Origin of the sequence: Halomonas sp. SpR8 (assembly GCF_031010195.1) — a bacterium.
Classification (GTDB): domain Bacteria; phylum Pseudomonadota; class Gammaproteobacteria; order Pseudomonadales; family Halomonadaceae; genus Vreelandella.
In genome coordinates, this window is sequence record NZ_JAUAMC010000001.1 from 356,564 (window position 1) to 378,900 (window position 22,337).

18 protein-coding genes and 1 tRNA gene are annotated in these 22,337 nt (G+C 52.5%); 16 read left to right on the forward strand and 3 right to left on the reverse strand.

Annotated elements, in window-relative coordinates; genetic code table 11:
- Positions 1-2,007, reverse strand: coding sequence for a capsular polysaccharide biosynthesis protein (locus tag QT230_RS01580; protein ID WP_308319734.1), 2,007 nt, complete (start codon positions 2,005-2,007; stop codon positions 1-3).
- A 512-nt stretch (positions 2,008-2,519) separates the two neighbouring features.
- On the opposite strand from QT230_RS01580, the gene QT230_RS01585 reads away from it, so the two are divergent.
- From QT230_RS01585 to hutC, 6 genes are all read left to right on the forward strand, one after another.
- On the forward strand, positions 2,520-4,379 hold the full coding sequence (locus QT230_RS01585) for a diguanylate cyclase domain-containing protein (protein ID WP_308319735.1): 1,860 nt from the start codon (positions 2,520-2,522) through the stop codon (positions 4,377-4,379).
- Positions 4,380-4,505: 126 nt separating this feature from the next.
- Positions 4,506-5,453, forward strand: a complete 948-nt coding sequence (locus QT230_RS01590) for an AEC family transporter (RefSeq protein ID WP_308319736.1) — start codon at positions 4,506-4,508, stop codon at positions 5,451-5,453.
- Positions 5,454-5,554: 101 nt separating this feature from the next.
- Positions 5,555-5,631 (forward strand) — tRNA-Arg (locus tag QT230_RS01595).
- 165 nt (positions 5,632-5,796) lie between these two features.
- Complete coding sequence (locus QT230_RS20830; protein ID WP_374694431.1) at positions 5,797-6,015, forward strand: Arm DNA-binding domain-containing protein; 219 nt, start codon at positions 5,797-5,799, stop codon at positions 6,013-6,015.
- A 457-nt stretch (positions 6,016-6,472) separates the two neighbouring features.
- Complete coding sequence (locus QT230_RS01600) at positions 6,473-7,594, forward strand: Fic/DOC family N-terminal domain-containing protein (protein WP_308319737.1); 1,122 nt, start codon at positions 6,473-6,475, stop codon at positions 7,592-7,594.
- A 421-nt stretch (positions 7,595-8,015) separates the two neighbouring features.
- Positions 8,016-8,729: a histidine utilization repressor gene (hutC, locus tag QT230_RS01605; protein ID WP_308319738.1), complete on the forward strand. Its 714-nt coding sequence runs from the start codon at positions 8,016-8,018 to the stop codon at positions 8,727-8,729.
- A gap of 78 nt (positions 8,730-8,807) precedes the next feature.
- Here the strand turns inward: hutC and QT230_RS01610 are convergent, their stop codons facing one another.
- On the reverse strand, positions 8,808-10,130 hold the full coding sequence (locus QT230_RS01610; RefSeq protein ID WP_308319739.1) for a YjiH family protein: 1,323 nt from the start codon (positions 10,128-10,130) through the stop codon (positions 8,808-8,810).
- 310 nt (positions 10,131-10,440) lie between these two features.
- Here QT230_RS01610 and hutI point away from each other — a divergent pair, with 310 nt between their 5' ends.
- From hutI to QT230_RS01650, 8 genes are all read left to right on the forward strand, one after another.
- Entirely contained in the window at positions 10,441-11,655 is a 1,215-nt protein-coding gene (hutI, locus tag QT230_RS01615; RefSeq protein ID WP_308319740.1) for an imidazolonepropionase, read from the forward strand.
- A complete protein-coding gene (gene hutG / locus QT230_RS01620) occupies positions 11,645-12,622 on the forward strand; it encodes a formimidoylglutamase (RefSeq protein WP_308319741.1) in 978 nt (325 codons plus the stop codon). Before hutI ends, hutG begins: the two co-directional genes overlap by 11 nt.
- An 82-nt stretch (positions 12,623-12,704) precedes the next feature.
- Positions 12,705-14,384: a urocanate hydratase gene (gene hutU, locus QT230_RS01625; RefSeq protein WP_308319742.1), complete on the forward strand. Its 1,680-nt coding sequence runs from the start codon at positions 12,705-12,707 to the stop codon at positions 14,382-14,384.
- A gap of 126 nt (positions 14,385-14,510) precedes the next feature.
- Positions 14,511-16,046 carry a histidine ammonia-lyase gene (gene hutH, locus QT230_RS01630; RefSeq protein ID WP_308319743.1) on the forward strand — a complete coding sequence of 512 codons (1,536 nt, stop codon included), beginning with the start codon at positions 14,511-14,513 and terminating at the stop codon, positions 16,044-16,046.
- A 92-nt stretch (positions 16,047-16,138) separates the two neighbouring features.
- Positions 16,139-17,485: a Na+/H+ antiporter family protein gene (locus QT230_RS01635; RefSeq protein WP_308319744.1), complete on the forward strand. Its 1,347-nt coding sequence runs from the start codon at positions 16,139-16,141 to the stop codon at positions 17,483-17,485.
- Positions 17,486-17,753: 268 nt separating this feature from the next.
- Positions 17,754-18,470: a zeta toxin family protein gene (locus QT230_RS01640; RefSeq protein ID WP_308319745.1), complete on the forward strand. Its 717-nt coding sequence runs from the start codon at positions 17,754-17,756 to the stop codon at positions 18,468-18,470.
- A 662-nt stretch (positions 18,471-19,132) separates the two neighbouring features.
- Positions 19,133-19,777: an outer membrane beta-barrel protein gene (locus QT230_RS01645; protein ID WP_308319746.1), complete on the forward strand. Its 645-nt coding sequence runs from the start codon at positions 19,133-19,135 to the stop codon at positions 19,775-19,777.
- Between the two features lie 20 nt (positions 19,778-19,797).
- Positions 19,798-19,857 (forward strand): hypothetical protein, encoded by a 60-nt coding sequence (locus QT230_RS01650; protein ID WP_308320107.1) that lies wholly within the window; start codon positions 19,798-19,800, stop codon positions 19,855-19,857.
- Positions 19,858-19,980: 123 nt separating this feature from the next.
- Here the strand turns inward: QT230_RS01650 and QT230_RS01655 are convergent, their stop codons facing one another.
- A complete protein-coding gene (locus QT230_RS01655; protein ID WP_308319747.1) occupies positions 19,981-20,469 on the reverse strand; it encodes a pyridoxamine 5'-phosphate oxidase family protein in 489 nt (162 codons plus the stop codon).
- 153 nt (positions 20,470-20,622) lie between these two features.
- Here QT230_RS01655 and QT230_RS01660 point away from each other — a divergent pair, with 153 nt between their 5' ends.
- Positions 20,623-20,907: a DUF333 domain-containing protein gene (locus tag QT230_RS01660; RefSeq protein WP_308319748.1), complete on the forward strand. Its 285-nt coding sequence runs from the start codon at positions 20,623-20,625 to the stop codon at positions 20,905-20,907.
- Between the two features lie 429 nt (positions 20,908-21,336).
- A complete protein-coding gene (locus QT230_RS01665) occupies positions 21,337-22,305 on the forward strand; it encodes a GlxA family transcriptional regulator (RefSeq protein WP_308319749.1) in 969 nt (322 codons plus the stop codon).
- Positions 22,306-22,337 lie beyond the last annotated feature (32 nt).

Sequence of the window (22,337 nt, forward strand, 5' to 3'; positions counted from 1 at the left end):
TCAATGCCTTCCGATCAACAAGTTACGATAACAGCGGTAGAGTCGCTGTTTCCATGTAAGGGTAGATTTTTGTGTTCTTGCCTGTTCCAACAGGCTGACGACGGTCTCAGCGTTGCATAGCTGGCGAGTCGTTGGATCCACATAGCCGGGGTAGAGAATAAGCGTGCCGGCAACTAGCGCTTCTAGCGACAGGGTTCGCGTGCGCCGTGAGCAGCTTAGCGCATCCTGGGTTAAGCCCCAGCCAGCATAAAATGGCAGGCCGTAGGTGCTTACTTGACGCTTGCGTAGAAGTGCTTCAAAGCCGGTCAAGGAGCTCATGGTGTGAACCGCATCGACTCGCTCTAGCAGCGTGGCGATGTCGATGTCACTGGCGTCTAGATCATACAGACGTTTGGCATCGGTATCGAGTGCACCGACACGCGCACCGCTTAATACATCCGGGTGGGCTTTGTAGACAATGAAAGCATCGGGGTTGGCGTGACGCACCGCGCTCAATAACCCACTATTGGTATTAATACGCGGGGAGCCGGTGGCAATTGAGGCATCGGTCTCCACTTGGCCGGGCACTAAAATTGTGTGGCGCCCCTTGGGTAAGTCGGCCTCCACTTGGCCGCGCACGTTGTACTTGGAGAGCTTAAGTGCCACCAGTCGTTCACGTAAATGCTGTGCCCGCAGCAGCAGGTCGTCGCTAAACGAAGCGCAGTTCAATAACCCTTCTAAGTCGCTGGGCTGGCTGGGGTCGTAATAGATGCCCTGGGAGTCAATCACCAGCGAGAGCGGCTGGGTTAGGTCCACCCCGAGGCCTACCGAGCGGATAAAGCCATCTTCCATGCGCCAGAGTTCTGGCATGTGTTGAGCGTGCTGGCGTTTAAACGCTTTATCAATGCGGCTCGACCAGACCAGTAACCGTTTAGTGGGCGGCTGGCTGGCGGGCAGTTCGGTCTGATAAGTCACTCGCGCGGAAGCGCCTAAAAAGTTGCCAATAAAGCGTCGCTTCCACGAGGAAAATCCGCACGCTAGCCAATCGCCCCGATAGCGCTCCTGTTGGCGCCTTTGGTCGGCAATCAAGGCGATAGTCTCTTCCAGCGTGGCTGATTGCTGAGTATAAGGGTTGGCGTAGCGGCAATAGCGTAAATAGGCCGCGGCAAACACCTCCTCTAGCGTACGAGAAACGCGACGGCGGGCGCAGGGCAGTTGATCATGGGTGAGGCCCCAGCCGGAATAAAACGGCAGACCAAAACAGTGCACCTGCTTACCGGCAAGCAATGCTTCAAAGCCGAGCTGGCTGGTAACCACATAGACGTGATCGACCTGGTCAAACAGTGCCCACGGGTTGAGGTCTTCACCGATTACTTTACAGCGCGGGTGGTCTGTGGCGTTAAGCAGGTGGCCGTGTTTTTTGCCTGCGATAACGTCGGGGTGAATTTTGACCAGTACATCACTTTCAGGATGATCCTCTAACGCGGCTTCCAACATCTGCTGAAAGCTTTCCGCTTGGGCACCGCCAAAATGAATCGACGCATCTCCCACCGTTTGGTCGACGACCAGTACGCGTGCTCGGCTGGCATCGTTAATGGGCTGGTCGGGGGCGTGGTTATATTTGGAGAGGCGGTAGCGGGTGATCAGCCCCATGCAGCGCTGCGCTTGATATAGCTCTTCGTCATCGAAGGTGGCGGTATTGAGCCAATTTTCTAAATCAGAAGGGCGCGAGGCATCGTAATAAATGCCGGTATGATCGACCACCATGCTATGAGGCTGAAAGCCGTTTACACCTAACCCAAGTGAGCGTATAAAACCATCTTCAAGGGCAATGTAGGGCAATTGGTGACGTTGGGCATACTGCCGAGCGCGTACGCTCGTGGGCTTCAATCCCCAGCCAATGACGGCGGTGGGCTTCTGTGTGAATGGGCGGATGCGGGCAAAACGATTAAATTCGGGCAGCAGAGCAGGAAGGGCTGCCAGCTTGCGAATACCTGAGGATGTGTAACCAGCCGTTCGTTTCGCCATAAATTAGGCCGCAGTTAGGTAACAAGAGAGTGAGTAGGCGGGCGAACATACGTGAATTAGCTAGGCTTATCAATTTATCTTCCCATGGGGGGCAGGGTAAGCACTGGCACGGTCGTTTATTTTTGCAGTATTTATTTCACAGGTTTCAAGGCGTATAAAAAACTACGACCTAGATTTAACCAAACTCCCGATTTTCATGAAAGCGGCGCTGCGTTATTCGGTTCGTTATAAACGTTGTGCACAGTTGATACGTGTCAACGTTTGCAATGGTAACAATTTTGGTAAGTTGATTGTTGAAACGGCTAGGGCGACACCGGGCCAGCCAGTAACAGCAAATGGATACTAATGCATATTAAGGACGCTACGTGCGTTTGGCTTTTCCGCTAGACCCGAGGCTTATTTCCCGCTCGTTACGAGGCCGGCTACTGCTGGGGCTCGCGTTTACATGGCTTTTGGTGATAACCCTGATATTAGGCATGTCCTGGCAACTGGGAAAAACAATGGTGCACGAGATGAATATCTCACACCTGCGTTATGAGGCCACCCTGCTGGCTGGAGAAGTGTCCCAGCAGATTGAGGTGCGTTTCCAGTCGTTAGAGCGCTTGCGTGAAACTATGGGCACCATTAATGATGCGGGTTGGCTTAGTTACCAACTGCGGCAGAGTGACAGCCTGCTCGCGTTGTTCGAGGGAGTAGTCGTCGCCAACCGCGAAGGGAGCATTGTTGCTGATTGGCCCGCTGTCGTGGGTCGGGTGGGGCTCGAAACCGCTGATCTTGAATACTTCCGAATGCTGCGTGGGACCCGCCAGCCGTATGTTAGCCAGCCGCTTGTAGGCCGTGCCAGCCGCATGTCCATGGTGGTAGTGAGTGTTCCGCGTTTTACCCAGCAAGGTGACTTTAATGGCTATGTGGGTGGCATTGTTAGCCTTGATTCTGGGGGGCTATTTAGTCGTTTAGCTAGAGTGCGGTTGGGGAAGAGCGGTTATGCCGCAGTGGTGACTGCATCTGGGAAAATTCTTTATCACCCCGATAGGGCATTAGTAAACGACTCCGTGCTAGATAAAAGTTTGAACGTCTGGCTGGATTTGGCGCTAGATGGCTGGGAGGGAGATGGTTTAGGCAAGGCACTAAACGGTCAAACGGCTCTTCAGTCCTATGCACAAGTATGGCCCGCTAGTTGGATAGTGGGTCTTTACCTGCCCATTGAGCAAGCGCAAATGCCTTTGGCTGGTTTTATTCAGAAACTTTGGTGGTTATGGGTTTTGTTTGCGCTCGCTATGTTGCCCCTACTGTGGTGGGTGTTAGGCAGGGAGCTTTTACCTCTGAAACACTTAGAAAAACAAATTGGTGAAGTAGGAGAAGGCCATCGTGAGAACGTTAGCCTGGCGACGAATATGCAAGAACTACAGCAGGTAGCGTCTACGTTTAATCGAGTAGAAGAAGAGCGGCAGTTCTTACTTGGTAACCTTCATGAGCGCGAGGCATTTCTTGATTCAGTGCTTAATGCAGCGCCTCAAGGCATGTTTGTCGCCAATATTAGCGGCGACATTACTTACATGAACCCCGCGCTGCTGGAAATGCTAGGGATCTCCGCTGACTTGCCTATAGATGCTTGGCTGACCCAGGTCCACCCTGATGATATTGAAGGAGCTCAGGATATGTGGCGGCATAGCCTGCTCACTGGGAATGAGTTTATTCGTCAATTGCGCTTCTTGCGCAGCGATGATGAGCTGCTGTGGCTGGATATACATGGAAGGGTGGTTATGCTTTCTCAAAATCGTCACACCCTTGGCTTGGTGGGCGTTGTAAAAGACATTACCGAGCGCCGCGAGCAGGAAGCTATTCAACGTTGGGAGGCTGAACACGACCCGTTAACCGGTCTGCTCAATCGCCGCGGCTTTGAACGTCGACTCGAAGAGTCCTTTGCCGATTTTCAAAAAACCGGTACACCTTCGGCGCTGATGTTTTTCGATTTGGATCACTTTAAGCCTATTAATGACGAAGGCGGTCACGCACTAGGCGATGAAATGTTACGTCGGATTGCGCGAGAGGTGACTTCCATTGTCCGTCGTAGCGACTATATAGCTCGTCAGGGTGGGGATGAATTTGGGGTGCTACTACCCAGTTGTACTCTTTCTCAGGCGAAGAAAATTGCTGAAGCTCTGCGTCAAGCGGTTGGAAAAGTCGCGGTTACCCATGAAGGCAAGCAATACACGGTCACCTTAAGCGTTGGCGTTACGGCGTTTAATGAAAGTGACACTAACGTCGCAGACATATTGGCTCGGGCCGATGCCGGTAGCTACAAAGCTAAAGACCAGGGCCGTGATGGGGTCGTCGTGAATACGTCGGTTAATAACCATAATTCATATTAGATTGATGATTAGTCCCACGTCTATCCGGTTGAGTTGCTCTAATTGGGTCGACAAAACTTTTTCCGCAGTAGAGTATAAGCAGGCGCTTAACTTGTTACGATAATCCAGTCTGACCGAGACACCGTTGTGAACCTACTTGAACTGTTTGCCCGCACGCTTGATGTCACGCTGCCTGTCTTTGCGATGGTATTTATAGGCCTGTGCCTTAAGCGGTTGAAATGGATCGATAGTGCCTTCGTCTCGACCGCTTCAGCGCTGGTGTTTAGAGCTACTCTACCCACTCTTATTTTTCTTAGCTTAGTGAAAGCCGACTTGAGCGTTGCGCTGGATGTTTCGCTTATGGTGTTTTTTGCCGTGGCGACGCTGGGGCAGTTTTTGTTGAGTTGGGTATGGGCGCACTACCGTGTTGCACGTGAGAATCGCGGTATTTACGTGCAGGGTGCCTTTCGCGGTAACTGCGGCGTAGTGGGCTTAGCACTAGCGGCGGGGATGTACGGTAACTATGGTCTTTCAGCCGGTAGCCTGCTGCTGGGTGTCGTGATTGTGTTGTACAACGTGCTCTCGGTAGTGGTGTTGGCCACTTACCAACCTGGTCAGTCAACCGATTGGCGCAGCTTGCTTAAACACGTGGCCACTAACCCGCTCATTATCTCCGTGTTTGCAGCGTTACCGTTTACTGCGTTTTCGATTCCGTTGCCCAGTTGGCTGATTACTTCGGGGGACTATTTTGCCTCCTTGACGCTGCCGCTGGCGCTGATTTGTATTGGTGCCACGCTCTCTGTGTCGAGCATCCGTGACAGCCGCCAAGTGGCACTAGGCGCAAGCCTTATGAAGATGGTGACGCTACCGATCATCTCCACGGTAGCGGCTTGGCTGATGGGCTTTTCAGGCGCACAGCTAGGCTTATTATTCCTCTTCTTTGCTAGCCCCACCGCCGCTGCCAGCTTTGTGATGGTAAAAGCGATTGGAGGCAATATCGCGCTATCCGCCAATATCATCGCCATCACCACCTTAATGGCCAGCATCACCGTGACGTTAGGCGTGTTTGCGCTGCGTTTGCTCGGCTGGATTTAGGCTACGTTCTAAAAAACAACAACCTGGTTGGCCCTGCCTAAGCCGACGCGTTATACTTCGTGCCCGCAAGACTATGCGCCTGCAAGTTAGATAGCGCTTAAGTCCCTGTAGCTCAGTAGGATAGAGCAGCCGCCTCCTAAGCGGCAGGTCGCAGGTTCGACTCCTGCCAGGGACGCCAACGGGCTGTTTTCAGAAGGCCTCACAAAGCCAAAAATGATGTCTAACACTCTGAAAGACTTTATTTTTTCTCCCTCGCTGTTCCTTGGTATTCCTTCCAAAACCAGCTGCTAAGTGGTATACAGAATGGTATATACTCCCATTCGAAGATGCTCGGTATACCACCATGGTGCTAACTGTTCGACAGATAAACGCAACCAAACCCGACACGAAAATTGTCACCCTTTCCGATGGCCAGGGATTAGAACTTAGGATATTGCCCAACGGCAAGCGCAACATGACCAGCCTTGGCGTTTACCCTGATGTGAGCCTTGCTGAAGCGCGAGAGAAGCGGGCAGATAGCATCACGAGGTATCGTTCCTGTCGAGTAGAGGTAGGACGATAACGTATGCAGCAGTATTCCGTGACCTTTAATGCAGTGCTCTGTTGGCGCTTTTAGGGGGTTCGCCGGGCGTAATACTTGATAAATAAGAAGTCTACGGTCTCTAGGATCTTAAAATTCAGCTATTTCCGTAGGTTTGCATAGTTTCACCTGAGGCTAGCTACAGTCTCATAAGTTCCTAAAAGTGAGAAGCTAGCATCGTAGGCTTGAACAGATGCACGTCAAGATAGCTACAGTCTCATAACTTTCTAAAAGTGAGAAGCTAGCGTCGTTGGTTTGCACAAATACACGTCAAAATCGCTACAATCTCATAAGATTCTAAAAGTGAGATTCTAACCTAAGCTGTGCCTCATGAGCCGTGATGCATAGAGTTATTGAAAAATGTTGACTCTCAAAAATTGATAAATATGATGTACTATATTTGGCGTTAAAAAAAACGCGAATTTGAGAGGCAAATGGTATGGATTTAAATTTAGACGAAGCTGTGAATTATCACTACGATAAATTTCCGCCTCAAAAAATAGATTACAGTAGGTTTGTGGACAAGCTTATAAAAGCGACTGACGCAGTTGCACGCTATGATCAAATGTTGAAAAATATGCACAATAGCGAAATACTACTGGCCCCTTTAAGGAATCAAGAAGCAGTTATTTCTTCTAGGATGGAGGGTACTGTTAGTACAATGGATGAGGTCTTGCAATATGAGGCTGATCATGAAAATGAGACAGCTTATACATCAAGTGTAAGATCTGAGGTTATTGAAACAATACTTTATCAAAGGGCATTAAAAGCCGCTCAAAAAGCACTTGATGATGGGTATCCAGTTTCTCAATCGTTGCTTAAAGGCATACATCAGCGCCTTTTATCATTTGGTAGAGGAGCATCAAAGTCACCAGGAAAGTTTAAAGTTGAGCAAAATTATTTGGCAGATAGAAATAAAAAGAAAATACTTTTTATTCCCGTTAGTCCAGAGCGGCTGCAGGATGGTTTAGATGTTTTGTTCAAGTATATCAATGAAGACCCCAGCCCAACTCTCGTTAAAGCAGCATTGGCGCACATAGAATTTGAGGCCTTACATCCGTTTAAGGATGGTAACGGAAGAATTGGGAGGATGTTGATAACATTGATGCTATGGAAATACGGAACTATTTCAGCACCTCATTTTTATATCAGTGGGTATTTTGAAGAAAATAAGGATGAGTACATTGATACGATGAGGCGAGTATCAGAGACAGGGGATTGGGATGAATGGTGTTCTTTTTTTCTAGAAGCGGTAGAGCAACAGGCAATCCGGAATTTAACTATTGCTGAAAATATAAGGAGTTTATATGAAGAAATGAAGGTTTTATTTGCCGAGTTATTATCTTCGAAATGGAGCGTCACTGCTCTAGATTTTGTGTTCACGAATCCTGTTTTTCGTAATAATAAATTTACTTCACAGAGTGGTATTCCGGCTGCTACTGCTGCAAGGTTTACTAGAACTATGCTGGATAACGATATTATACGTACAGTCGAAGAAGCATCAGGACGGCGGCCAGCAATGTATTCCTTTGAACCTTTGCTGAAGCTAGTCCGTGTTTAAGCGATATTTATTGTATTAATAGAAGACAATGATTTTATGTGACGCCGAGCGGTGCTTATTAGGAGATGGTTAGGCTTCAAGCTTGATGGGGCTATAGGAGGGGCGGAATGATACCACGAGGGTATGAGCCAATGACCGAGATCACTGACTTTACATGCAGGGGCTTGAAGGTGAAGGTCTGGTCACTTCCTCTTTCGTTGCGTCCCCACTTAGCCGCTTGCGGTGTTCGCTTAGTGACTTTTACAAAATTGCATTGAAGCCTGCTATTGCTGGGCTGTAGGGGTAACGAGTTATGCGAAACTAGACATTTGCGCTACACCGGCTCCTGAACCATAACGTTGACTTGGCAGTAGTGTGCTTTGTTAACCAAGGCTAGTAAGATATCTGTATAGACAAACGGTCTTAATCGAAAAGGAGCTTCATGACGCGTCCTCCTCTCTATCAGCAGATCCGTCAACATCTGCTGGATAAGATTCAGTGTGGTGATTGGCAACTGAATCATCAGATACCTACGGAAGAGCGGCTGGCGAAAGACTTTGGCGTGAGCCGGATGACGGCCAATAAAGCCATTAGAGATTTAGTGCAGCAAGGGTACCTCGTGCGTCAACCCGGCGTCGGCACCTTCGTTACCGATCGTAAGGTTGAGTCCTCTCTGGTGGAGGTATACAACATTGCCGAAGAAGTGCTTTCGCGTGGGCATCGTTACAGCAATAAGGTGATCACCCAAGAGGCGATTGAGGCCGATGATGAAGTGGCACTGCGGTTAGGCGTGCGGCTTGGGAGCCGGGTATTTCATACCCTCTTGGTGCATCATGAGAATGACATTCCGATTCAGCTTGAGAACCGCTACGTTAATCCACGCTGGGTGCCTGATTATCTGGACACCGATTTTTCACGCCATACGCCGAATGAGGTGCTGGTCGCCGCCTGCCCCATGACGGATATGGAGCACATTGTTGAAGCGGTGCTCGTGGATGAGCAAACGGCAAAATGGCTAAGTATTGATACCCAGACTCCTTGCTTGAGCATGGTGCGGCGCACCTGGTCTGATGAGCATTTGATTAGCTATGCGCGCCTGATCCACCCTGGCGATCGCTATAAGTTACGCTCCTCCCTGCAACGAAAAACCGCTTAAATCGATGTTAAGAGCCCAGCGAAAAAAACCAGCGAGGTCGGTTCCTTCGACCTCGTGATTGATCGTTAATGCGGGTATTCAACTGATCAGTGACTGAGCCAGGTAGCCCGCGGGCACCGCAAGTAGCAAGCTCAAGGCAACGCGAATAAACCACACGATTAGCATGCGGCCTACCGAAAGCGGAATACTGGTAGAGAGAATGCAGGGGATCGACGCAGAGAAGAACAGCACGGCGGAGACTGACACCACGCCTGCAGCGAAACGGGCGACGAATTCGGCCTCGGCCATCAGCAGTGCCGGTAAGAACATTTCTGCCAACCCGGAAGCAGATGCTTGGGCCAGCGCTGCGGCGTCGTCTAGCCCCCAAATGGCGACAAAGGGATAAAACAGCCATCCCAACCACTCAAATAACGGCGTGTACTTGGCGATGAGTAGCCCGATTAAGCCTACCGACATGATCGACGGCAGGATGCTGATGGCCATTATCAACCCTTCTTTAAAGTTGAGCGCTACGCTGCGGTGAAGGCTGGGCGCGTTGGCGGCAACCTCCGTGCCTGCTTGCCAGGCGGTGCTCAAGCGTTTCCCCGCGATTGCCTCCGGTTCTCCGTCACGCTTCTGGTCATCCATGCTTGCCAGAGGTGGCAGCCGCACCGTGATCGCCGTGACGATGAACGTAATCACCAGTGTGAGCCAGAAGTACCAATTCCAAATGCTCATCAGATCCAGCGTACGCGCCACGATGATCATGAACGTTGCCGATACCGTGGAAAAACCGGTGGCAATGATGGCGGCTTCCCGCGCTGAATACTGTCCCGCTTGATAAACCCGATTGGTAATCAATAGCCCGATCGAGTAACTACCCACAAAAGAAGCAACGGCATCGATTGCCGAGCGCCCAGGGGTACGCCAGATGGGCCGCATTACCGGCTGAACCAGTACGCCAATCAATTCCAGCAACCCATAGCTGATCAGCAGTGCCAGGAAAATAGCCCCAATCGGCACGATTAAACCTACCGGTATCACCAGTTTCTCGAACAGGAAGGGCAGCATGTCCGGTTCGTGCAGAAACGCTGGGCCCCAACCCGTTAGCGCCATGACGGCAACAACGACCCCCATGATTTTCAGCACCGTGAAAATGCTTTCAGTCACTGTTCGCCGCCAATAGCCTTTAAGCAGGGGGTAGGCGGCGCCCGCCACGATCATAACTAACGCATAGATGCCGCTGTATTCGCCCATCAATGAGCGCAGTCCTGTAACCATATGGTCAAGCAGGATAGTGCTTCGCCCCCCTAGCTCAATGGGAACAAAAAAGATCAGGATGCCCAGAGCACTAGGCACAAATAGTTTAAAGATAGTGGCAGCGCTAGCTCGCTGCCTGGTGGGCGGGTCTATGGGGTGCATGGCGAGGCCTCTAATTGTGTGGTTATCGTTCTGATGACTTGGGTTTGTTTTATGTATATACAATAAGCTAACCCCATACGGCATTTGCGTATAGCACCTAGCAGTAGACATTAGTCTAGTAGGGTGGGTGTTATATGATCTTTTGTTTGATGAATTATTAACATAATTAATTGTTATTTATGGTTTTTAACCATTTAACGGTGATTTTTTAGACATTTCTTAGTGCTTGTTTGCTTGGTTCACGGCTTGACGAAGGAAACCGGCATGGGCTTAATTGTATATACATTATGTTTGCTCCAAGGAGACCTCCATGGCTAATAACAAACGGCGCTATATCTGGCGCGATATCAGTGTCTTCGATGGGCTGAAAACGTTGCCGGAGCCCATGGCCGTCATTACTCAAGATGAGCGTGTTGTCACTATGACGCCTATGGATGGCTTCGATGAGTCACAGGCTGAGGGTTGCCACGATATGGGGCGGGGCGGCGTCATGACGCCCGGTCTGGTGGATTGCCATACGCATCTGGTGTTTGGCGGCGCACGCGCTGACGAGTTCGAGGCGCGTTTGGAAGGCGCCAGTTATGAAGAGATTGCGCGCCGTGGCGGAGGCATTCTGAGTACCGTTTTTGCGACCCGGGAAGCGAGTGAACAAGCGCTCTTCAATGCTGCCTTGCCACGCCTTGAAGCGCTGATTAAGGATGGCGTTACCACGGTCGAGATCAAGTCAGGCTATGGCTTGGACGTGGCTAATGAACTGAAGATGCTGCGGGTCGCTCGGCGTTTAGGTGACGAGTTGCCAGTACGCATATTTACAACACTGTTAGGCGCCCATGCCTTGCCGCCGGAGTATGAGAACGATAGCGACGGCTATATCGATCTGGTCTGCAATGAAATGATTCCTGCCGCAGCGGCGGAAGGGTTGGCCGATGCCGTCGATGTCTTTTGTGAAAAGATCGCCTTTTCAGTAGCGCAATGTGAGCGAGTTTTTAAAGCAGCGCAGGCTCATGGCTTACCCATCAAAGCGCATGCCGAGCAACTCTCGAACCTGGGGGGCGCTGCGATGGCTGCCCGCCACGGTGCATTGTCTGCTGACCATATTGAGTATCTTGATGACGCCGGTATTGCTGCCATGCGCGAAGCAGGCAGCGTGGCCGTCATTCTCCCCGGTGCTTTCCACACCCTGCGTGAAACCCAGCAGCCGCCTATTGCGGGGCTGCGCGAAGCGGGCGTGCCCATGGCGGTAGCGACCGACGCCAACCCTGGCAGCTCGCCGATCTTTATGCCCACGTTAATGCTCAATCTGGCTTGCACGCTGTTCCGCATGACGCCCCAGGAGGCGTTGGCAGGCATGACCGCCCATGGGGCTGCCGCGCTAGGCTTGAAAGGAGAGGGGCGGCTTCACGAAGGCGCGGTGGCTGACCTGTGTATCTGGGATATTGAGACACCCGCTGAACTGGCCTACGCGGTACAGCCAGGCCGCCTACGGCAGCGCGTTTATCAGGGGGAGTTAACCCATGGCCGCTGATACGCCCATGGATATGTCGCTCTGGCAGGGGCGCATGGATCCTGAACCCGATAGTGATCGTTGGCATCAGCGTATTGTGCCGCTAGCCAACAACGCCGTGCCGGGGTGTGCACTGCTGGGCTTCGAAAGTGATGCAGGTGTTGCGCGTAACCAGGGCCGCACCGGTGCTGCTGAAGGCCCAAATGCGTTACGCCGTGCGTTGGCGCCGTTGGCCTGGCATCGCACAGCGCCCGCTTACGATGCAGGCAATGTACGTTGTGCTGATGATGCACTAGAGACTGCGCAACAAGCGCTGGCGGATCGCCTGACGTCACTATTAACCGCTGGGCATCTACCTATTGTGCTGGGCGGTGGGCATGAAGTGGCCTACGCCAGTTGGCTCGGTCTGGCGCAGTTTTTTATGCCAGAAGTGTCAGCTTCAAAAGAGACTTGGCCAGAAGGTCTCGCGCCGCGGATTGGCATCATCAACTTGGACGCACACTTCGATTTGCGCGATCCAGCGCATATCCGCTCCTCAGGCACACCCTTTGCGCAGATTGCCGACCAGTGCCAAAAGCACGGCTGGTCGTTTCGCTACGCCTGCCTGGGGGTAAGCCGCGCTGCTAATACGCGCGCCTTGTTTAAGCGCGCCAACGCGCTCGGAACATTGATTCGTGAAGATCGCGAGATCGATGCGCTACGCCTGGATTCTATCGTCAGAGACGTGCAGCGCTTCATCGCCAAATGCGACCACCTTTACCTGACCATCGACTTGGACGTGCTGCCTGCTGCCGAAGCCCCCGGCGTGAGTGCACCCGCCGCACGTGGTGTTTCGCTTGCCTTGATAGAGCCGCTTGTAGAAGCGGTGCGTGACAGCGGCAAGCTGCGCCTCGCGGACTTGGCAGAGCTTAACCCCAGCCTGGATATCGACGGCCGTACCGCCAGAGCGGCGGCGCGGCTCGTGCATTTGCTGACCTTAGATAACTGAATTTCGAAAGCGAGCCCCGGATGACTGACAGGGCACACCTCTAGACCAACGAATAACGAACAGAAACACAAGGAATGACGCTATGCCAACCAACGATAAACGTCACGATGCTTCACGTAAGATCATTGCGCCGACCGGTACTGAACTCAGCTGTAAAAGCTGGCTGACCGAAGCGCCGCTTCGTATGCTGATGAACAACCTTCATCCGGATGTGGCCGAAAGCCCAGAGGATTTAGTGGTTTATGGCGGCATCGGCCGCGCTGCCCGTGACTGGGCGTGCTACGACAAAATCGTCGAAACGCTACAGCGCTTGGAAGATACCCAGACGCTGCTAGTGCAGTCGGGTAAACCCGTCGGTGTCTTCGAAACCCATAAGGATGCGCCCCGGGTATTGATCGCCAACTCCAATCTGGTACCCGCCTGGGCTAACTGGGAGCACTTCAACGAACTAGATCGCAAAGGCCTAATGATGTACGGCCAGATGACGGCGGGTTCTTGGATCTACATCGGCTCCCAGGGCATTGTGCAAGGCACCTATGAAACCTTTGTTGAGGCGGGTCGCCAGCACTACGATGGTGAACTCAAGGGGCGCTGGATTCTGACCGCTGGACTGGGTGGCATGGGCGGCGCTCAGCCGTTGGCGGCGACGTTGGCCGGTGCCTGTTCGCTAAATATTGAGTGTCGGCAGGCGAGCCTCGACTTCCGCCTGCGCACCCGCTATCTGGATGAGCAGGCTGACAACCTGGATGACGCCCTGGCGCGTATTGAGCGCTATACCGCCGAAGGCAAGGCTATCTCTATTGGCCTGTGCGGTAACGCCGCCGATGTGCTGCCGGAACTGATCAAACGCGGCATTAAGCCGGATATGGTCACGGATCAAACCAGCGCTCACGACCCGCTACACGGTTACCTGCCTTCCGGCTGGACATGGGAGGAGTACGTGGCCCGTGGCAAGTCCGAGCCTGAAACTACCGTGAAAGCGGCCAAGCAATCGATGGCGGTGCATGTGCAAGCGATGCTCGACTTCCAGAAAATGGGCGTCCCCACCTTTGATTACGGTAATAACATTCGCCAGATGGCAATGGAGGAGGGGGTTGCCAACGCCTTTGATTTTCCAGGCTTTGTGCCCGCCTATATCCGTCCGCTCTTTTGCCAGGGCATAGGCCCCTTCCGCTGGGTGGCGCTCTCTGGGGATCCAGAGGACATTTATAAGACCGACCAGAAGGTCAAAGAGCTTATTCCCGACGACCCGCACTTGCATAACTGGCTCGACATGGCGCGCGAGCGCATCAGCTTCCAGGGGTTGCCAGCACGCATCTGCTGGGTGGGGCTTAAAGATCGTGCCCGCCTGGGGCAGGCCTTCAACGAAATGGTCAAGAGTGGCGAGCTAAAAGCACCGATCGTTATCGGTCGCGATCACCTCGACTCGGGTTCCGTTGCCAGCCCCAACCGCGAAACCGAGGCGATGATGGATGGTTCTGACGCTGTCTCCGACTGGCCACTGCTCAACGCGCTGCTCAACACCGCAGGCGGTGCCACTTGGGTGTCGCTACACCATGGCGGCGGGGTCGGCATGGGTTACTCCCAGCACTCTGGCGTAGTGATTGTGTGTGACGGCAGCGATGATGCCCACGCCCGCTTAGGCCGCGTGCTGCGCAACGACCCGGGCACCGGCGTGATGCGCCATGCCGATGCAGGCTATGACATCGCCAAGCAGTGTGCCCAGGAAAACGGCCTTGATTTGCCGATGGTCAATCAATAAAGCCCGCACAAATACAGTAGCTAAAACAGTCGTAGCTAAAATAGCCATAGTTAAAATAGACATAGATAAAATAGACAGCAACGAAGAAGGTGGGGTGACCACCTTCCTGTTTCTAAAGGCGATCAAATGAAACATCTAGAAATTCAGCCTGGCAAAATGACCCTTGCCCAGGCCCGCCAGATCCATCAAGCGCATGTGCCTGTTACGTTACCGGAAAGCGCCAATGCGGATATTCAGCGAAGCGTCGATTGCGTTAACCGAGTCGTCAGCGAAAATCGCACGGTGTATGGCATTAATACAGGGTTTGGTTTATTGGCGCAGACCCGTATCGCGAACGAAGACCTTGAAGCGTTACAAAGCTCCCTGGTGCTTTCTCATGCCACTGGCGTGGGAGTGGCGATAGATGATGCGCTGGTGCGTTTGATTATGGTGCTCAAGGTCAACAGTTTGGCAAGAGGCTTCTCCGGTATCCGCCGTGAAGTATTGGATGCCCTGGTGGCACTGATCAATGCCGAGGTGTATCCGCATATTCCTCTGAAAGGATCGGTAGGGGCATCCGGTGATTTGGCGCCCCTGGCGCATATGAGCGTTGTGCTGCTGGGCGAAGGCAAGGCCCGCTACAAAGGCGAGTGGATTTCCGCCACAAAGGCGTTGGAAATCGCTGGGCTGGCGCCCATCACGCTGGCACCCAAAGAGGGCCTGGCGCTGCTTAATGGCACCCAGGTATCCACCGCCTATGCCTTGCGGGGGCTCTTCGATGCTGAAGATCTGTTTGCGGCGGCGACGGTATGCGGTTCGCTAACCGTAGAAGCCACCCTGGGGTCACGTTCACCCTTCGACGCCCGCATTCATGAGGTGCGTGGCCAGCGCGGCCAAATTGACGCCGCTGCCGCTTACCGCCATCTGCTCGGTGAACAGAGCGCCGTCGGCGACTCCCATGCCAACTGCGATAAAGTCCAGGATCCCTACTCGCTGCGCTGCCAGCCACAGGTGATGGGCGCTGTGCTAACGCAGATCCGCCAGGCAGCCGAGGTGCTGGCGGTGGAAATCAACGCGGTCTCTGATAACCCGCTGGTCTTTGCCGAGCAGGATGACATTATTTCCGGCGGTAATTTTCATGCTGAACCGGTGGCCATGGCCGCTGACAACCTGGCGTTAGCCATCGCTGAGATCGGTTCTCTTGCCGAGCGTCGTGTCTCGTTGATGATGGACAAACACATGTCTCAGCTACCGCCATTTCTGGTCGAGAACGGCGGGGTCAATTCCGGGTTTATGATCGCCCAGGTCACCGCCGCCGCTCTGGCAAGTGAAAATAAAGCCTTGGCGCACCCGCACAGTGTCGACAGCCTGCCTACCTCGGCTAATCAGGAAGACCATGTCTCCATGGCACCAGCCGCCGGTAAACGGCTGTGGGAAATGGCCGAGAATGTATGCGGTATTTTAGCCATCGAATGGTTAGGGGCGTGCCAGGGGTTGGACATGCGCCAGGGCTTGACCACTACCCAGCCGCTAGAGCAAGCCAGGCAACTACTGCGTGCCCGCGTCACCCACTACACACAGGATCGCTTCTTCGCACCGGATATCGAAGCTGCCAGCGACCTGATACGCGAGCGCACGTTAACCCCACTGGCTCATCCGCACACGCTACCAAGCCAGCATTAAGGCGTTTCATGCTTCCCTATGGCGCTAGGCTGTGACGTTCCAAGGCCATAGGGAACGCACTATTTACCATCTAACAACAAAGTAGGCTTTTCATGAATGCTATCGTTCTGGCTATCCTGGTGATGGTCGGCTTGAGTCTTGCGCGCGTTTCAGTTGTGTTTGCGCTTATCGTCGCCACGCTGGTCGGTGGGTTATACGCGGGTATGCCGATTGGCGAGATCCTTGACGCCTTTAATGAGGGGCTGGGAAATGGCGCCACCATCGCGCTCTCTTACGCGGTGTTAGGCGCCTTTGCCGTCGCTTTATCCCGTTCTGGTATCACCGAGCTGCTGGCCAGCCGGGCCATAAGGCGCTTCCAGCTAGATGAGTCCGGAGGTGGCCGCCGCACGGTGACCTATACACTGCTGGCGGCGCTGCTAGCCGCGGCGGTCAGCTCACAGAACCTGATTCCTGTCCATATTGCTTTTATTCCAGTGCTGGTACCGCCGCTGCTAAAGCTGATGAATCATCTGAAGCTTGACCGGCGACTGGTAGCTTGCGTGATTACCTTCGGTATCACGGCACCTTACATGCTACTGCCCGTGGGTTTTGGGGCGATATTCCTGAATGACATCCTGCTCGCTAACCTTAACGAAAGCGGGGCGGCGCTGGGATTAGAAGTGACCCGCCAAATGGTGCCACTGGCGATGGCGATTCCCATTGGTGGCATGGCATTAGGGTTAGCGGTGGCCGTGTTCTGGAGTTATCGCAAAGGGCGTGACTACCAAGATCGTGAGTTGGCCCATGGGGATAAATCGCCCCAGGAAGCTGCGCTTTATCTTGCCGGGTGGCAAAAGGCCATGTTGGTTATTTCCCTAATAGGTACGGTCACCGTGCAACTGATGACGGGCTCTATGGTGCTGGGTGGTATCTTCGGGTTTGCCTTGCTCTCCATGAGTGGCGTTTTCCGCTGGCATGAGCAGGACGGTATCTTTACCGAAGGGATGCGGATGATGGCCCTGGTCGGCTTTATCATGATTTCAGCGGCAGGTTTTGCCAGTGTGATGCAGGCCAGTGGCGAGGTGGAAGGGCTGGTGGCGAGTTCTGCCGAGCTTATCGGTGACAATAAAGGCCTGGCCGCGTTGATTATGCTGCTGGTAGGGCTGTTTATCACCATGGGCATTGGCTCTTCGTTTTCGACCATTCCCATTATTGCTTCGCTCTATGTGCCTTTGGCATTGAGCTTTGGTTTTTCCCCTATGGCGACAGTCGCACTGGTGGGCACGGCCGCCGCCCTGGGCGACGCTGGCTCACCCGCGTCAGACTCCACCCTGGGGCCCACCGCAGGCCTCAATGCCGATGGGCAGCATGACCATATCTGGGATAGCGTGGTGCCCACCTTCCTGCACTATAACATTCCGCTGATTGTGTTCGGCTGGGTTGCTGCCATGGTGCTTTAAACCAACTGAGGGATCGGCCTAGATTACGATCTCGGCAGCGCATAAGCATCACCTAACCATGAGCTAGCGTATGGCCAACGCCCCGCCTTTGTGCGGGGCGTTGGCCCTGGTATTCGCTTTTCGCATTGATTTATGTCGCATCAGAGCAAGAGCTTGCTATGATGGGGTGAATTAGTGCTAAATTTAATGAGATTTTAAGAGTAGTTGATAGCATTTTATGACCCAGGCTTATCATCATGGAAAAGCGAGTAGTTATTGAGTTAAAAATATGACTGATGACCCGATAAAAGAGAAAGCTGTTGAATTTGCAAGAAAAAATAAAAAGAAAATAGCTAAAAGATTAACTGACAAGACGATCTATCCAAAGGAAGCTGATCCTGTTTCCGTTTTTATGGCGGGATCACCCGGTGCCGGAAAAACAGAATCATCTCTTGAACTACTCAAATTCGTTGAGTCGGAAGGAGGCTCTCCGATTTTACGTATCGACCCCGACGAACTGCGCAGCGAATTTGAGGATTATACAGGTAGCAACTCGTGGTTATTCCAGCATGCCGTGTCCATTCTTGTCGATAAAATCCATGATATGGCCTTGGATAACAGGCAAAGCTTTCTCCTTGACGGAACCTTTGCAAGGTACGATGCTGCAGAGAAGAATATAAGGAGATCTGTCGGGCGTAATCGGTATGTTCAAGTCCTTTTCGTTTATCAAGATCCGTTACAAGCTTGGAAGTTTGTTGAGGCGAGAGAGGCCAGTGAAGGGCGGCGAATACCCGTAGAAAGCTTTGTAGAACAATATTTTAGCTCTAGAGATGTTGTGCATAGAATAAAAGCTGAATTTCAAAGGAGCGTAAGTATTGATTTACTTGTCAAAAACAATGACTGCTCTATGAAGTACTACAAAGACAATGTCGACAGGATTGACACGCACATCCCCGAGAAATACACTCGCGAATCCCTGATAAGGGCGCTGCAAAAAACCAGGTGATTAAAATGTTCGCATTCATGAAAGGCCAAAAGGAAGTCGAGGTTAGGGAGTCATCCTTCTCAGCGTTCATCCGCGGAGCGTCTTCCAGAGAGAAGAAACGTGTTTATGGTCAAGTTTTAGGAAAAGCGATTGAACGCCAAAACAGCGTTCTCGCTAAGTATGAGCAAAGCAAAGCATAATCCGGCTATCGATCTTCGAACCCGCCCTTGATGAGGCGGGTTTTTTGTATCAGCCCAATATACATATAAACGTTTGTACCCACAGCATAGACGGCTTTAGCAGCACCGACGCCGCTCAATTGCCAACGTATGGCCAACGCCTCGCCTTTGTGCGGGGCGTTGGTGCGTTAGGGAGTCGAGCCTTGAGCAAGGCCTGCGAGGCCTCATGCGGTGATGTTGCCAGCCAATCGCCCCCACACCAGCCGCGACCCACGCCGCGCCGTTGTCACCCCGCCCACGCGCTAAATAATGGGGTATTACCTATTTATAGAAGTACGAAGCGCAAATGCTAAAAAGAAGTGGTATGCACTCCATTGAATCTAAAGTGGGCTATCAAAGCTTGTAAGGCTTTTTTGCTATGAATTTTTCTTAGCAAAGGTATAATTTTCCAGCCAAAGAAGGCTTACCATTAATATAAAATGCATACGTGCAAGGGGACAAAAAATGAAACTCCAACTTCTGACCGGCATCGCTATTTCTTCGCTGCTTGCTGCTTCCGCAGCGGCTGCCCAAACAGCGCAAAGTGCTGGAACTGGCTATGTGGGTATTCAGGCAGCACAAGTTGATATCGATATTGATGCTCCCGGTTCACCTATTTACGTTGACTCTAATACCTTGGTTAATATTGATTCTATCTCATCATTAAAACCCACTGCCGCGATCGCGAAACTCGGCTATAACGTTATCGATTTTATTGCAATAGAAGGACGGGTGGGGGCAGGTTTGACAAGTGATTCCGGCTCTATTTCAGGATCTATTTCACAAGGACAAAATAGCGTGGCCGGGGATCTGGAAGTGGATGCAGATTTAGATACTTTAGCGGGGCTCTATGCCGTCGGACACGTACCGCTAGGAGAGACGAATGTCTCGTTATATGGTGTGCTGGGTTACACTTATATTGAGGCCTCTGTAGAAATATTAGGCTATTCCGCCACTGAGCGTGAGTCGGGAGCTTCCTATGGTGCAGGCATCCAGGCTCAATTCACGCCTACCGTATCGGCCAACTTGGAATATATGTCCTATTTAGATGAAAGCGATTACGATATTACAGCGGTTGGCGTAGGTGTTAACTATCATTACCAATACTAAACGCTAAGCCATCTTTTGAAGTGAAGCGCTTCGATGATCCGAAAGTGCAGGGCATCTCTTGCTACCTTTCCTACTCTTAGATTGGCGGAATCTCGGGTGCCGGTGGGGCTTGCTGAGAATGCGATTACGGCGGTCTCATACGGCGACCTTTGACGACCAGTAAACTGGAAAGCGCCCCGGCAGCGGGGCGCTTGAGAAGGAAGTTACCCACCGAACTTTTCATTCTCACCAAGGTTCGGGGTAGCGTCCTTTTTGAGGTTGGCTTTGGCGATTTCGTAGAGCTGGAACGTCTTGCTCTCTTTGGCTTTCCAGTGTTCGCCCATCTCTACTTTAATTTCCAGCAGGGCAACGTCTGGGTCGTCTTTACCTTCCGGGAACCAGGCGGCGATGAAGGGGTTCCAGTATTTCTCGATCAGTTCGCGGTTATCGGTCAGGTTGGCTTTACCCGATAGCGAGACGTAGACGCCATCTTCCTGGTCGGAGAAGCTAAGGCACACATCGTGATCGCTTTTGGTTTCAAATACTTTTTCGGCACTGCGGCGGGTGAAGAGCCACAGGGTGCCGTCGTACTCTTCTTGTACCAAGTGCATGGGACGCGCTCTGGGTATATCGTGATCTTCGGTAACGAGCATGCCGACTTTGATATCCTTAATCATCTTCCAGATTTTCTGCTTGTGCTCAGGGCTGGACATAGCTTCACTCTCCTTATGAATGATGTGCTTAAAAGCCATCGACAATGCTTGTACACTGTAAGTGGCTAGTTACAGCCTAGCTACAGATTTCGGCCTCGGCAAACGTAGAATGACAACTGGCCGGTTAATTAAACGGCTACGGAGGGAATCAAGATGTTTTTAAGTGCTACGTTTTTAAGTACTAAGTTTTCAAATATCAGCTATCGCTGTTCGATAATTGCTGCCGTAGTGCTGCTCGCTGGTTGCGCTAGCGGCGGGGGAGATGCCAGTTCTCCAAACCAGATGACGCAGTACGCTGCTGAATATTGCGAGAGCGTTGGTGGGCAGACCGAAGTGCAGGAAACCAGTTTAGGCACCGGCAGGTATTGCCGCTTGCCTGATGGCAGGGTCGAAAATCAGTGGCAGCTTTATCGCAAAGAGCATCTCGACAATGACTAATCGTTACCGGTAAGCGCTTTTAGATGGGGGTTCATGAGGGGCTAGCGGTGTTCGGTGGTTCTCAGCCGTTTAGCGCAAGATATAAGTGCTACCGTCCCGCATGCCATTGCTGGAAGCAAGACGTCAAGGGCAGAATCCAACGTCCAACCGCGCCAAACACCTTCTAGCATCCCTACTGGTAGCGTTTCACCCCACTCCCATCCTCTTTGGATGCCCAGTCGATATTCGTGCTGTGCTATCTCGCGGCCGAGTAATAGCGCAACAGCGACGGTACCAGCCACTCGAGCAGAGGTCAGAGGCAGTAATAATAGCTGAATGACCAGCGCTATAATGATGTGCTCTAGATGTGTGATGTTCATGTTTGCGCCCCGCTAATACGCTACGTTATGGGGCGGATGGTACCCTAAATGTATTACTTGGGGCAGCGCTATGCGTCTTAGTTACCAAGGCCCGATGCCTGAATTGGTGGGGTTTTTACTGTTACCGCAGTTTTCGATGATGGCTTTTTTTGCGGCGGTGGAGCCACTGCGAATCGCTAACCGCATTGCCAACCGGCCGCTGTTTGATTGGACCTTGATCAGTTCGGACGGCGGCCCAGTGACGGCGTCCAACGGTATGACGTTAATCGCGGATCAACCAACAGCGGATGTCCACCATCTTCCGTCGCTGGCGGTTTGCAGTGGCTTTACACCTGAGGCGCATCTTACCCGGCCGTTAATGGCGTGGCTGCACCAGTTGGATCAGGCGGGATGTTGTATAGGCGGTATTGATACCGGGGCTTTTTTGTTGGCTGCCACCGGGCTGTTAAAACACGAGCGGGTGGCACTTCATTGGGAGAGCCTGCCTGCCTTTCGCGAACGCTTTCCAGGCATTGCTACCACCGATGAGCTGTACGAGCTGGGCGAGCGACGCTTCTCTTGCGCGGGTGGGGCGGCAGCGATGGATATGGCGCTTGAAGTGATCGCTCGGCGCCATGGCGCTAAGTTAGCCATTGATGTTTCCGAGCAATTGATTCATGACCGTATTCGCACCCGTAGCGATCAACAGCGTATGGCGCTAGTGAAACGCTTAGGTACTCATAACCGGCGCGTGGTGGAAGCGGTGGCGCTGATGGAGCAAAACCTCGAAGAACCGCTAACCCTTGAAAGAGTGGCAGGCCGTGTGGATGTGTCGGTGCGCCAACTGCAGCGTCTGTTTGAACAGGAGCTAAGCGTGAGCCCACGGCAGTGGTATTTGCAACTGCGCATCAAACGCGCCCGGCGGCTGCTAGTGGAAACAGATCTCTCGGTTCTGGCGGTGGGATTAGCCTGCGGGTTCAGTTCATCATCTAGCTTTTCGCGTTCGTTTCGAACGCATTATGGCTATTCTCCTCGGCAGGTACGGGAGAAAGGCGTTTAAGGCCTGAATTCAAGCAGCAAGTGTCGTGTAAT